The 13,962-nt window shown below is 64.0% G+C and carries 8 protein-coding genes; all 8 read left to right on the plus strand.

The window, feature by feature from the left end; translation table 11 throughout:
- On the plus strand, window positions 1-1,050 hold the full coding sequence (locus GR328_RS06740) for a sensor histidine kinase (RefSeq protein WP_160883763.1): 1,050 nt from the start codon (window positions 1-3) through the stop codon (window positions 1,048-1,050).
- Between the two features lie 34 nt (window positions 1,051-1,084).
- Window positions 1,085-3,196 carry a sensor histidine kinase gene (locus GR328_RS06745; protein ID WP_160883764.1) on the plus strand — a complete coding sequence of 704 codons (2,112 nt, stop codon included), beginning with the start codon at window positions 1,085-1,087 and terminating at the stop codon, window positions 3,194-3,196.
- 89 nt (window positions 3,197-3,285) lie between these two features.
- Window positions 3,286-4,578, plus strand: a complete 1,293-nt coding sequence (locus tag GR328_RS06750; protein ID WP_160883765.1) for an amidase — start codon at window positions 3,286-3,288, stop codon at window positions 4,576-4,578.
- 73 nt (window positions 4,579-4,651) lie between these two features.
- Window positions 4,652-5,041, plus strand: coding sequence for a YbaN family protein (locus tag GR328_RS06755; protein ID WP_160883766.1), 390 nt, complete (start codon window positions 4,652-4,654; stop codon window positions 5,039-5,041).
- 369 nt (window positions 5,042-5,410) lie between these two features.
- The gene (locus GR328_RS06760; protein ID WP_160883767.1) at window positions 5,411-7,000 is read left to right on the plus strand and encodes an isocitrate lyase; all 1,590 of its coding nucleotides are present in this window, start codon (window positions 5,411-5,413) and stop codon (window positions 6,998-7,000) included.
- Window positions 7,001-7,398: 398 nt separating this feature from the next.
- Window positions 7,399-9,063: an alginate lyase family protein gene (locus tag GR328_RS06765; RefSeq protein WP_160883768.1), complete on the plus strand. Its 1,665-nt coding sequence runs from the start codon at window positions 7,399-7,401 to the stop codon at window positions 9,061-9,063.
- A 248-nt stretch (window positions 9,064-9,311) separates the two neighbouring features.
- On the plus strand, window positions 9,312-10,535 hold the full coding sequence (locus tag GR328_RS06770) for an efflux RND transporter periplasmic adaptor subunit (RefSeq protein WP_160883769.1): 1,224 nt from the start codon (window positions 9,312-9,314) through the stop codon (window positions 10,533-10,535).
- Window positions 10,535-13,672 (plus strand): multidrug efflux RND transporter permease subunit, encoded by a 3,138-nt coding sequence (locus tag GR328_RS06775; protein WP_160884055.1) that lies wholly within the window; start codon window positions 10,535-10,537, stop codon window positions 13,670-13,672. Before GR328_RS06770 ends, GR328_RS06775 begins: the two co-directional genes overlap by 1 nt.
- Window positions 13,673-13,962 lie beyond the last annotated feature (290 nt).

A 13,962-nucleotide genomic window follows, 5' to 3' on the forward strand; every position in this document is an offset into this window, starting at 1 on the left:
ATGGACCGAACGGCCGCTCCCCAGTCCAGCCGAATGCTCCGCATCCTCCTCCTGGAGGACAGCGCGCTCGATGCCGAGCTGGTGACGGAGGCGCTGGAATCGTCGGGCCTGACGGCCGCGATCGAGCGAGTCGTTCTGGAGGAGGAGTTCTCCGCGGCGCTCCGCGATGGTTCATGGGATCTCGTGCTGGCCGATTATCTTCTGCCCGGCTTCGATGGGCTGAACGCTCTTGCCCTGGTGCGGGAGCGCTTCCCGGAGTTGCCCTTCGTGTTCGTCTCCGGCGCTCTCGGGGAGGAGGTGGCTGTCGAGGCGCTCAAGCAGGGCGCCACGGATTACGTGCTCAAGGACCGGCTGCACAGGTTGCCCGTCACGGTTCTGCGGGCGCTTGGCGAGGCCCGCGAGCGAATCGAGAAGCGTCAGGCCCAGGAAGCCCTGCAGAAGCTTCTCGATGAGCGGACGGCGCTTCTTCACGAACTCGATCACCGTGTGAAGAACAACCTGCAGCTCCTCCTGTCGCTGATCGGAATCGAGATTCGACATGCCGAGGATGAGGCGACAGGCCGCGTGCTCGAGCGCATGCGGGAGCGCCTTCAGGCCTTAGGAGCGGCCCATCGCGATCTCTATGACGGAAACGGATCGTCCCGGTTCGAGGTGAGCAGCTTCGCACGTGGGCTTTGCGAAGAGCTGGCGGCGGCCGTCACTCACGTCAGCATCGTCCCGGAATTCGACGTGGAGGCCATCGAGGTCGAGGCCGCCATGGCCGCGCCCATGGCGCTCCTCTTCAATGAGATCATCGTGAACGCGCTTGCCCATGCCTTCAGGGAGCGGCACGGCAAGCTGAAGATTGCCATAAGAGCACGCGACGGCCGGCTGCTTTTCCAGCTGGCGGACGATGCCTTCAGTCCCGAGGAAAAGCAGGCGGCGCAGGAGGGCGCCTCCGGGACCGTGCTGAAAGGACTGGCCCGTCAGCTCGGGGCCAGTGTCGAGTGGCCCATGGAGGATCCGAAGGTTCTTGTCCGTGTCGTGATGCCGGTTCAAGATCTCGGCTGACATGCACGATATGGACCGTCCCCCATCCGGAACAATGCCGCCCAGACCGGATCCCGTCCTCTGGTCGCGGACATCGTTGCGGCAGGTGCTCTGGGCGCTCGTGTTCGCGCTGACGCTGCCGGCCGTCCTGATCGCAGGCGCAGGGTTCTATTCAGGCTATCGTGCCGAGCGCGAGGCCACAGATCTGCGCCTCCAGGAAACGGCCAGGGCTCTGAGCCTGTCGATCGATCGTGCGATCGAGAAGAGCGAAATGGCCCTGCGCGTGCTCGCCCTCTCTCCTCATATCGCAAATGGCGATTTTGCCGCTTTCCACAAGCAGACGCTGGAGGCGGGACTCGCCGGCCCCTCGTCCATCGCCTTGATCGAGCCGAGCGGAAAGGTGCTGCTCAACACACGCGTGCCCTATGGCTCGCCCTTGCCTGACGGCCGGCGCGAGGGCGCGGTGCTGAAGGTGCAGGAGACCCGTCGCGTCCAGCTGTCGGACCTTCAAACAGATCCGATCAACGGCCAAGTCCTGATCACGATGGATATGCCGGTCGTCATCGGCGACAGGGTGGCTTATATCCTGTCGGCGGCCATCGATCCTGCGGGCTTTCAGCGGCTCATCTCGGATCAGCGGATCGCCCCGGGCTGGAACGCAGCTGTGCTCGACCGCAGCGGCCGGATCGTCGCCCGGTCCCGATCACCCGAACGATTCATCGGCGAGCTTGCCAATCCCGTCATACGCGATGCCGCCGCCACTTTCTCGGAAGGAAATGTCCGGAGCGAGACTCTCGACGGCGTTCCGGCCCGCGCCTATTTCAGCAAGTCGCCCACCTACAACTGGACGTTTGTCGTGAGCGTTCCCTCCGCGGAACTCACCGCCTCGTTCCAGCGCTCCATGTTCTGGCTCCTGATTCTCGCCGGGTGCATTCTCATGGGAGTCGCCTTGGCCGCCATGCTCTCGCGCCTGATCGCCAAGCCGGTCGACCAGCTCGTCGCTGCTGCCCAGGCGCTCGGTACCGGCCGTGAGGTGGACGGGACAACGACGCACGTCCTCGAATTCGACACGATTCAGAAAGCCCTGGCTGATGCAGCCACCGACATCCGCGAGCAGGAGCGGCATCGGGAGGAGGCTCTGGCTCGCATCGCAGAAAGCGAGGCCCGCCTTCGCCTGGCGCTCAATGCGGGACATCTCGGCTCCTGGGAATTCACGCCCTCGACTGGCGCCTTCGTTGCCTCGCCGCAATGCCGCGCCAATTTCGGGCGGGGGCCTGATGAGCCGTTGTCCTATAACGACGTGCTCGCCGCCATTCATCCCGACGATCGCGCACGGCAGACTGAGGCCGTTGCCCAGGCTCTCAAGAACCGTTCGGATCTTCATGTGGAATACCGTGTCATCTGGCCGGATCACAGTGAACGCTGGATCCGCATTAGCGGGCGTGCCCGCATAGGGCCGGACGGGGGTCTCTCGCTCGTCGGCGTTTCGCAGGACATCACGGAGCAGCGGCTGGCCGACGAGCGCCGGGGGCTCCTGCTGCATGAGCTCAATCATAGGGTCAAGAATACCCTGGCCACCGTGCAATCCATTGCGGCCATGACGCGCCGCGCCGCCGAGCAGGGCGACGAAGGAGCCTGGGACGCCTTCCTCGGGCGCGTGCAGGGCTTGGCAAAGACGCATGATCTTCTCACCGACACCCAATGGCAGGGTGCCATGCTGGAAGATGTGCTGAAGAACGAGCTGGAGCCTTACCAGGACGCCATGCGCCAGCGCATCCGCCTGCGCGGCCCGAAGATTAATCTGCAGCCGAGCGCCGTTCTGGCCCTGGGGCTCGCCATTCACGAGCTTGCCACCAACGCGACGAAATATGGAAGCCTCACGGCGCCGGAGGGGAGGGTGAGCGTCCTATGGGCGGTCACTTCCTCGCTGAATGCGCCCATGCTGATCCTGGAATGGGTCGAAAGCGGGGGGCCGCCCGTGCAGCAGCCCAAGCGCCAAGGTTTCGGCACCAGGCTGATTCAGCGTGGCTTGGCTCAGCAGCTCGGGGGGGAGATCAAGCTCGACTTTCAGCCCGAGGGCATTCGCTGCGTCGTCACCTTCCCGATCAAGAACGTGATGGTCGAGGCCGAGGAGATGAGCGAGAACGTTGAGCGATACGCTTCCTGATGAAGAGAGAGGGATGGCTCTGGCCTTGACATGCTCTCGTCGGCCCTGATGGTTGCGGCTTCGAAGGCTGATCGGATCCGGGTGATTTCATGATGACGGTGCGGGACAAGCTCGAGATGATCCTGGCGCGGCTGACCGCCCGGGAGAGCGACGAGCGGGTTTTCACGAAGATCTATGCCGCGGCCGCCCGGGCCGCCGCGGATGCCGCGGATGCGCGCAGGCAGGCGGGAATCTCCCTGGGGCCGCTCGATGGCGCGCTCGTCTCCGTCAAGGATCTGTTCGACGTGGCAGGGGAGGCGACGACCGCAGGCTCCGCCGTGCTGCGTGATGCTGCACCCGCCGCGCGGGACGCGGCCGTCGTTCACCGCCTGCGGCAGGCGGGGGCCGTGATCCTGGGGAAGACCAACATGGTGGAGTTCGCCTTCTCCGGTCTTGGCCTCAATCCGCATTACGGCACTCCCGGCAACGCCGTCGATCCCTTGCGGATCCCCGGCGGCTCGTCCTCGGGTGCGGGCGTCGCCGTAGGGGAGGGAACGTCCGAGATCTCCATCGGCAGCGATACCGGTGGTTCGGTGCGCATCCCCGCGGCGCTCAACGGCGTCGTGGGTTTCAAGCCCACCGCCAAGCGCGTGCCGCTGGATGGAGCCTTTCCGCTTTCGCCCAGCCTCGATTCCATCGGCCCCCTGGCGAGATCCGTGCAGAATTGCGCCTTTGCCGACGCGGTCATGGCAGGGGAGGAGCCCCGCAGGCTGGAACCTTATCCCCTCGCAGGATTGCGGATCGGCGTTCCCCGCGGACGCCTGTTCGCGCGCAGCGAGGCGATGGTCGAGGGGGCCTTCGAGAAAGCCCTGAGCCGCCTCTCGCAGGCCGGCGCAAGGATCGTCGATCATCCGCTCGATGATCTCCTTCTCGCCATGCGGGAGACGACGGCCGCGGCCTCGATCGCCTCCATCGAGGCCTCGGAGATTCATGCGGATTGGCTCGAGAGCCGTTCAGCCGAGATCGATCCGCGTGTCCATTACTGGCTCGTGCGCAGCAGCGCCGTTCCGGCCCACGTCTATCTGCGCATGATGCGCCGCCGCCATGCGCTCGTGCAGGCCATGGACCGGCACCTGGCGCCTGTCGATGTGGTTGCCCTGCCGACGACGGCCATCGCGGCGCCGCTGATCGCGCCGCTGGAGTCCGACGAGCAGCTCTACAACGAGACCGACGCGCTCATCCTGCGCAACACGCAGGTGGCCAACCAGTTCGACCTGGCCGCCCTGTCTCTGCCCTTGGCCGATTGCGAGCGTCCGGTCGGCCTCATGCTGATGGCGCGGCACGGCGAGGATCACAGGCTTCTGAACATCGGGGCGAGCGTGGAGCAGGAGCTGCTGCGCTGACCGGCCGTCCGGGACGATCCGGGAAGCCGCGCGTTCTATCCTCATCCCTGAGGCAGAGAAGCAGGAAGGACATATGCGCAGGTTTCACCTTGCCGTCGGCTATGCCAGCCTCGTGCTCGGCCTTGCGGGAATCGTGCTGCCGCTGCTGCCGACGACGCCCTTCGTGATCCTGGCCGCATGGTGCTTCGCGCGGTCCAATCCGGAACTGGCGGAACGGCTTTATGAGCATCCCCGCTTCGGCCCTCTTCTGACCACCTGGCGCGATCAGCGCGCGATTCCCCCGCGCGCGAAGATCTATGCGCTCCTGGCGCTCGCGCTGTCCTACGCGGTGTCCGTCTGGCTGGTTCCAAGCGCTTACGTGCCTTTCATCCTTGCGGCCATCATGGGAAGCGTTGCGCTCTACATCGCCACCCGCCCAAGTCCGCGGGGGACCGCCAAGGATCGGAACCGATCGAGGTCATAGGAAGCCTTTGCGCGAAGCAGACGGCATGCTCGCTGGAAAACGATGCGGCTGTAAGTTCTTTACACGGCCTTCCGGCCGCTTGGAGGGTCTTGTCAGGGCGCCTTTCCTGACCGCGCGGGTGCTGGTCTTCCATCCGATAAGACATAGACTTAAGGTGTATTCTGGCCGGATGGTCGGAACGTGAAAAGTCGGGAAAGAAAAATTCCCAAGCAAATCAATGCGGGGCTTGTCCGCTGGCAATGTCAATGATTTGCAAATTGACAGAGCCCCAATTGTAAAGCTTCACACCTGGACCTTAACTCGCCTTCCGGAGCTCGAACGCGCCGGATAATTCCTCGTTCAACTTGTCCAGAAGCGAGGAACACGAACGTGGCTTACCAAGATCAGATCGCACAGGCTCACCGCATCATCGAAGAGGCCGGCACCTGGAACGGAATCAATCCGGAATCCGTGGCTCGCATGCGCCTTCAGAACCGCTTCCGGACCGGTCTCGACATCGCGCGCTACACCGCGAAGATCATGCGCGAGGACATGGCGGCCTACGATGCCGATCCCTCTCTCTACACGCAGTCGCTGGGCTGCTGGCATGGCTTCATCGGCCAGCAGAAGATGATCGCGATCAAGAAGCATTTCGGCTCCACCAAGCGCCGCTATCTCTATCTCTCCGGCTGGATGGTCGCGGCTTTGCGGTCCGAGTTCGGCCCGCTTCCAGATCAGTCGATGCATGAGAAGACCAGCGTTCCCGCGTTGATCGAGGAGCTCTACACCTTCCTGCGCCAGGCGGACGCCCGGGAGCTCGGCATGCTGTTCCGCGATCTCGATGCCGCGCGTCAAAGCGGCAATACGATCAGGGAGCGGGAGCTTCTCAGTGTCATCGACACCTATGAGACTCATGTCGTTCCGATCATCGCCGACATTGATGCGGGCTTCGGCAACGCGGAGGCGACCTATCTGCTCGCCAGGAAGATGATCGAAGCGGGAGCCTGCTGCCTCCAGATCGAGAATCAGGTGTCGGATGAGAAACAATGCGGCCACCAGGACGGCAAGGTCACCGTTCCGCACGAGGACTTCCTCGCGAAGATCCGCGCCGTGCGCTACGCCTTCCTCGAGCTCGGCGTCGACGACGGCCTCATCGTGGCACGCACCGACTCCCTGGGTGCCGGCCTCACCAAGCAGATCGCCTTCAGCCGCCAGCCGGGCGACATCGGTGATCTCTACAACAGCTTCCTCGATTGCGAGGAGATCACGCCGGAGAACTGCGTCAACGGCGATGTGGTCATCAACCGCAACGGCAAGCTCCTTCGGCCCAAGCGGCTGCCGAGCAACCTGTTCCAGTTCCGTCCCGGAACAGGCGAGGACCGCTGCGTGCTCGACTGCATCACCGCTCTGCAGAACGGCGCCGACCTGTTGTGGATCGAGACCGAGAAGCCGCATGTCGAGCAGATCGCCGGGATGGTCGACCGCATCCGCGAAGTCATCCCGAATGCGAAGCTCGTCTACAACAACTCGCCGTCCTTCAACTGGACCATCAACTTCCGCCAGCAGGTCTACGATGCCTGGGAGAAGGCGGGCAAGGACGTGTCCCAGTACGACCGCGCCAGGCTCATGAGCGTGGAATACGACGACACCGATCTCGCCAAGGAGGCCGACGAGCGCATCCGCACCTTCCAGGCGGACGGCTCCAGGCGCGCGGGCATCTTCCATCACCTCATCACGCTGCCCACCTACCACACGGCGGCGCTCTCCACCGATAATCTGGCGAGGGAGTACTTTGGCGATCAGGGCATGCTGGGCTATGTGCGCAACGTGCAGCGCCAGGAGATCCGCCAGGGCATCGCCTGCGTGAGGCATCAGAACATGGCCGGGTCCGACATCGGGGACGACCACAAGGAGTATTTTGCAGGCGAGGCCGCGCTCAAGGCTGGCGGTGCGCACAACACGATGAACCAGTTCGGCTGAGTGCGGCAGGCGGGGCGTGCAGAACGCCCCCTGTTGCCATTCTTCGTCTGGCTTTCAGAGCGGATCGTGATCGTCATGATTCACGATCCGCTCCCATCATTTTGACTGACGACGGGTCGGTTCGCCGCCATAAAGTCGCAAACCAAAGAAGAGAGATGACTCCACGTCCGTGGAAGCAGCGCCGATAGGCGGCCGATGGGAGGCCCCGTCATCCGCCAGTGCCTCGCCTGCCTCCAGTGGCCATGCCGTCATAATATGTTGTTTGATGCCTTTCCTGGATGTATCGCTGATCACGCAGCACCCCTCCATCCCTGAGGTCGAAACCATCCAACTGTCTGCACCGCATGGCTTCCTACGGTGTAAGGCTCACGAACCGGGTCAGCAGGAAAGCGGGAACAATGAGCCGCCGGACATATATGAAGGCAGCACTCCTGTTGCTTGGAGTAGCCGCCCTAGGCACGGCCCTTTACTTCGTTGTGGGCGCTTCTCGCAGCCTGGATCTTCCGCATCCTGTCGAGCGGCCGCAGGGCTATGTGTCTCAGGTCGGCAGAAAAGACATCAATCTTGGCAAGCTGCCGCCCCAGACCGACGGAACACATCTTCTCTTCAGACCCAGAAAGGATCTGGAACCCTGGCCGCTCCAGCTGCCTCTCGATTGGGATGCGAATCCATACAAGGATGAGAACTGGAGGTTTCAGCTTCATGCCTGGCGAATGATGGATCCGCTCCTGGCCGGCTACTTCGAGAGCCGGACGGAGAACCTGCATCGGGCCTTCGCCTTCGCCCTCGATTGGTTCGCGTACCATTATGAGCAAGGCAGGAATTCCACCATGGCGTGGTACGACATGGCAGCCGGCATTCGGGCGATGAAGCTCGCTCTTTTCCTGGACCGCTACTATGCCGGCCGCCTGGACCTTTCACGCGATGAGACACGCCGGCTCCTGGCTCTCGTGGACGAGCATGCGCGACGCTTGCAGGACGAGAGTTTCATTTCCGAAAGCAACCATGGCTTGTTCCAGGTCTTCGGCCTGGAGCTACTGTGCCGTGTGGCGGCTGATCGGGAATCCTGCGCCAATGGACGTGACTTCGCCTCGCGCATGTTCTCCAAGATTCTCAAGGCACAGTATACGGAGGAAGGTGTTCATCGCGAACACTCGCCATTCTATCACGGCTTTGCCTGGCGCACGATCGAACGACTGGGCGGGACCAAGCGGTTCGATGATCCCGTTGTTGCAAGCGTCCTCGCCAGGGCGGCCAAGATCCAGCCATGGTTTATTGCACCCGACGGCAGCATGGTCGCTGTGGGGGACACCGCAGGGCGGGGGAAACCGCTCGCGGTCGCTCGTGATGCTCCGCCGAAGGCAGCGGATTTCACGAAGTCCGGCTATGCGATCATCCGCGATCACGACTCTATGCTTTTCGTGACAGGGATGGCCTATAGCCTTACGCACAAGCATGCGGATGATCTTAGCTTCGTACTTTTCGAACATGGCAGGCCGCTGTTCATCGACAGCGGCAAGTACGGCTACAACACGGATCCGATGCGCCGTTATGTCGAGAGTGCGGCGGCACATAACACGATCAGTCTCCTCGGCCGGGAGATCGCTCCGGCGGATGTCACGATGACGGGTTCCTCGCTGAGGGCGCTCGCCCGCGAGGGTGACGCGTTTGTCGTCACCGGACAAATCGAGAGACCGGGCGCGTCCAAGACGGATACCTTCACGCAGGCCAGGGAGATTCGTTACGTGCCCGGCCGGTCGCTCATGATCCGGGACGAGCTTTCCGCTTCGTCGGAGCAGATTTTCGTCAGCAGTCTCCATCTCGCGCGGGATCTCAGACCGGATCTTGTTGAGGGCGGCTTCGATGTCACGCTGCCCACCGGGAGAAAAGTCAGAGCTCGCCTGTCGGAGCCAGATTGCACGATCGAAACCATGCGAGGCCGTCAGAACCCGCCCCTGGGCTGGGAGAGCGTCGGCTATCTGAAAATGGAGCCGACCAGCGTGGTGCGCGCCGTCTGCGGCGGGCGCAAGCGGGCGATCACTTGGACTGTGGCGCTGGATTAGCGCAGCGTTATCCCGGATCCTCATGGCGACTCGCTCGCGGTCCTGCTCAACGCGGGCCAGCCTCAAGGCGTATCCGGCGGGAGCGAGGGAGTGGTCTGCTGCCAGGGCAGATAAGATACCGATCAATCATGTGCGATTGCCGCGCTCTCTCGTCAAGCAGCTGAACCAGAGCGTCTGTCCGCCGTTGGATAGCAGGACCGAGGCGGGCCGTTCTCCGGCAGGTTCGTTCCGGTCGCCCGGAGGACGACGTGGTCAAGCACATTCTTCTCATCGCCGTCGCCGGTCTGGCGCTTGCCTTTGGCCTTTACGTCTTCATGTTCCGGCCCTCCGAGGATTCTCCGGTGCCCCAGACCGCGTCGGCGTCGGCCGCTCCTCCGCCCCAGGTCGGGGTGATCACCGTGCAACCGGCCGAGATTCCCTATCCAGTGGAGTATGCCGGGCGTGTCGCGGGCTTTCGGGACGTGGAGGTGCGCCCGCGCGTCGGCGGCCTCCTGCTCGAGCGCCAATTCGAGGAGGGTGCGCGCGTCACGGAGGGCCAGGTGCTCTTCCGGATCGATCCGGCCACCTACGAGGTGGCCCTGAGCCGGGCTGAGGCCCAGTTGCAGCAGGCCCAGGCCGCGCTGTACCAGGCCCAGCAGAATTTCGAGCGCGTCGAGCCGCTCGCCCGCCGCGGCGTCTCCACCGATGTGCAGCTCGAGGAGGCCCGCTCCCAGCGGGATCAGGCCCGGGCCGGAGTGCAGCTCGCAGAAGCGGAGGTCCAGAATGCCAGGCTCAACCTGAGCTACACGACGGTGACCGCGCCCGCCACCGGGACCACGGCCCTGCAATCCCCTCCGGTCGGCGCTCTCATTCAGGCACAGCAGACGCTCCTGACAACGATCTCCCAGCTCGATCCGGCCTATGTGAACTTCTCCTTCACCGACGAGGAGAACAGGGCTTTCCGCGCTTTGAACGAGCGGAGGGAAAGGCCGATCTCCGAGAAGGAGCTGAAGGTCGAGCTGCTCCTCGGGCAGGAAGCATCCTATCCTCGTCCCGGCCAGGTCGATACCGCCGCCCAGCGGGTCGATCCGCAGACCGGAACGATCCAGGCGAGGGCGATCTTTCCGAACCCCGAGGGCGCTCTGCTTCCGGGCCAATTCGTGCGCGTGCGCATCACCGGCATCACGCTTCCCGGTTCCATCGTGGTCCCGCAGCAGGCGGTGAGCCAGGGACCACAAGGTCCGACGATCTATGTTCTGGGCGAAAACGATATCGCCCAGGCGCGGCCGATCCGTCTGGGGCCGGAGGTCCCGGGCGGCTGGGTGGTGCGTGAGGGCCTGAGCGGAGGCGAAAGGGTGGTCGCCGACGGCGTGATCCGGGTTCGTCCGGGACAACCGGTCAGGCCGGCTCCGATGCAGGTCCAGGCGCCGGAAGCAACCGGCTCCGCGGGGCTTGGCTCACAGGGCCGACCGGCATCGGGAGCGCGCCCATGATTTCGAAGTTCTTCATCGATCGTCCGATCTTCGCCTCCGTCCTGTCCGTCGTCATCGTGCTCGTCGGGCTGATCGCCATGCGGATCCTGCCCGTCGCGCAATATCCCGAGATCGTGCCGCCCCAGGTCGTGGTCTCCGCGACCTATCCGGGAGCGAGCGCCGAGACCATTGCCGAGACCGTTGCCGCGCCCCTGGAGCAGCAGATCAACGGGGTCGAGGACATGATCTACATGCAGTCGACCTCGACCGGCTCGGGCACCATGAGCCTGTCCGTCTTCTTCCAGACCGGAACCGATGCCGACCAGGCGACGATCAACGTCAGCAACCGCGTTCAGCGCGCGACCGCCGTCCTGCCCGAGGAGGTGCGGCGGCAAGGCGTGACGGTCACGAAGCGTTCCTCCTCGATCCTGCAGATCGTCGCCCTGTCCTCGCCGGACCGGCGCTACGACACGATCTACATTTCCAATTATGCGCTGGTAAACGTCATCGACGAGCTGCGCCGCACGCCCGGTGTCGGTGATGCCTCGCTCTTCGGCGCGTCGGATTACGCGATGCGCATCTGGCTCAGGCCGGACAGGGTCGCCCAGTACAACCTGACGCCGGGGGACATCGCGGCTGCCATCCGCGAACAGAACGCCCAGTTCGCCGCTGGCCGGTTCGCGGAGGAGCCGATGCCGGGCCGTCAGGCCTTCACCTACTCGGTCACGACGCAGGGGCGCCTCGCTGACCCACGGGAGTTCGAGCAGATCATCCTGCGTTCGGACGAGAACGGCGGAGCCTTGCGGCTCAAGGATGTCGCGCGGGTGGAGCTGGGGTCCCAGAACTATTCCACCGTGGCGACGCTCAACGGGGCGCCGACCGTTCCCATCGGCATTTATCTCCAGCCCGACGCTAACGCGCTGGAGGTGTCGGCCGCTGTCGATGCCACGATGCAGCGGCTCTCGCAGCGCTTCCCCGATGGATTGCGCTACGACGTGCCGTTCAACACCACGACATTCATCGAGGTCTCCATCGAGGAGGTGATCCGCACCTTCGTCGAGGCCATCGTCCTGGTTGTGATCGTGGTCTTCCTCTTCCTGCAGAACTGGCGCGCGACGCTGATTCCGCTGCTCGCCGTGCCGGTTTCCATCATCGGCACCTTCGCCGGAATGTACGCGCTTGGCTTCTCGATCAATCTGCTCACGCTCTTCGGGCTCATCCTCGCCATCGGCATCGTGGTGGATGACGCCATCATCGTGCTGGAGAACGTCGAGCGCATCATGACCACGGAGGAGAAGCCGCCCCGGGAGGCCGCCATTCAGGCCATGCGCGAGGTGAGCGGGCCGGTCGTCGCCGTGGTGCTCGTGCTCTGTGCGGTGTTCATTCCGGTGTCCTTTCTCGGCGGCCTCGCCGGCGAGCTCTACCGGCAATTCGCCGTAACGATCGCCGTTTCGGTGGTGATCTCGGGGATCGTGGCCCTGACGCTCACCCCCGCCCTCTGCGCGCTTCTGCTCAAGGAGGGGCATCGTGAGCCGTGGCGCCCGTTCCGCGTCTTCAACCGCGGGTTCGACTGGCTGACCGGAGCATTCACGTCCGGCACGGCGTTCTTCCTGCGCCACGCGGTCCTGGCGCTGATGCTCATCGCGGCGATGCTCGGCGCCACATGGTGGCTGTTCGAGCGGGTCCCGGGCGGTCTCGTGCCCGCCGAGGATCTGGGAAACGTCTTCGTCGTGTCGATGTTGCCGCCCGCAGCCTCTCTCGACCGCACGCTCGACATCACCGGCAAGGTGACGGAGGGCGCCACCCAGCATCCGGCCGTCGCCGATGTGGTGACCTTGGCTGGGTTCGATCTTCTGTCGGGCGCGCAGAAGACCAATGCCGGCGTATCCTTCGTCTCACTCAAGGATTGGTCCGAGCGTACCGATCCGCGTCTCGACGCCCGCAATCTCGCTCCGTCCTTCGCGGCTCTCAACGTCAATTTCCGAGACGGAATCGTGATCGGCTTCAATCCGCCGCCCATCATGGGCCTGAGCACCACCGGCGGGTTCGAGTTCTATCTTCAGGACCGTTCCGGCGGCAGCCTGGAGAGCTTAGCGCAGGCGGCCCAACGGGTCATCCAGGCCGCCAATCAGCGCCCGGAGCTCACCGGCGTCTCCACCACCTTTAACACGGGCGTGCCGCAATACCGGATCGACGTGGACCGCGACAAGGCGAAGGCGCTGGGCGTTCCGATCTCGGCGATCTTCGATACGATGCAGAGCACCTTCGGCAGCCTGTACGTGAACGATTTCACCCTGTTCGGACGCACCTACCGGGTGAGTCTCTCCTCCGAACCGGAGTTCCGGCATTCTCCCGAGGATCTGCGGCACGTATTCGTGCGCTCCAGCAATGGGACCATGGTCCCGCTCAACGTCCTTCTGGCCACCGTCCGCACCGCCGGACCCGACGTGGTCGACCGGTTCAACGTGTTCCCCGCCGCGAAAATCCAGGGCAACCCGGCTCCAGGCTTCTCGTCGAGCCAGGCGATCGCCGCCATGGAGCAGGTTGTGGCGCAGACCCTTTCGCCCGATTATTCGATCGGCTGGACGGGCTCGGCCTACCAGGAACTGCAATCGGCCGGGACAGGATCGCAAGGCTTCCTGCTCGGCCTCGTGATGGTGTTCCTGATCCTGGCCGCGCAATACGAGCGCTGGTCGCTGCCTTTCGCCGTCATCACCGCCGTGCCTTTCGCCGTCTTTGGGGCGATCCTCGCCATCTGGCTGCGGGGCATCGAGAACGACATCTATTTCCAGGTCGGCCTCGTCACGCTCATCGGCCTGGCGGCCAAGAACGCGATCCTGATCGTCGAGTTCGCGGCCGAGCGTTACCGCGAGGGATCCTCCGTCTACGATGCCGCGCTCGTGGCTGCGCGGCTGCGCTTCCGCCCCATCGTGATGACGTCGCTCGCCTTCATCCTGGGCGTCGTACCGCTCGCCGTCTCGACCGGCGCCGGTTCGGCCAGCCGCCATTCGGTCGGGACTGGTGTCATCGGCGGCATGCTGGCTGCCACCTTCCTGGCGGTATTGTTCGTGCCCCTGTTCTTCAGGCTGGTGACACGGGAAAGAAAGAACCGGAAGGAGAGTGCTCCGGCACCCGTTCCGACATCAGCGGCCGAATAGCAAGGCGCGGGAGGCCTGGCGGGGTCCCAGCGCGGCGCCGTTCCGATCGACGCTGGCTCAAGGCGGGCTTCGCTCGCCATCGACTCGATAACGAAGGCGGATTTCTGAATTTTGCGTTTCTATTTCCGAGTTTTGCGTTTCTCATGGCTGTTCTTTGGAGTTAGATCATACTCCTTAGGTGTTAGACCACTTGGCCTATGTCTTGATCGCTTCCGCCGGCTGGGTACCCTTACGGAAGCAGCGCGACATTTCGAATATATTCCGGGGGGCGGGCCAATGTCTTATGAAGC

This window comes from Microvirga makkahensis (genome assembly GCF_009830105.1).
GTDB classification, from domain to species: Bacteria; Pseudomonadota; Alphaproteobacteria; order Rhizobiales; family Beijerinckiaceae; genus Microvirga; species Microvirga makkahensis.

Bases quoted from the DNA above. Each gene is read 5' to 3' on its own strand.
- GR328_RS06740 (WP_160883763.1), top strand. From the start codon at position 1: ATGGACCGAACGGCCGCTCCCCAGTCCAGCCGAATGCTCCGCATCCTC.
- GR328_RS06745 (WP_160883764.1), top strand. From the start codon at position 1,085: ATGCCGCCCAGACCGGATCCCGTCCTCTGGTCGCGGACATCGTTGCGG.
- GR328_RS06750 (WP_160883765.1), top strand. From the start codon at position 3,286: ATGATGACGGTGCGGGACAAGCTCGAGATGATCCTGGCGCGGCTGACC.
- GR328_RS06755 (WP_160883766.1), top strand. From the start codon at position 4,652: ATGCGCAGGTTTCACCTTGCCGTCGGCTATGCCAGCCTCGTGCTCGGC.
- GR328_RS06765 (WP_160883768.1), top strand. From the start codon at position 7,399: ATGAGCCGCCGGACATATATGAAGGCAGCACTCCTGTTGCTTGGAGTA.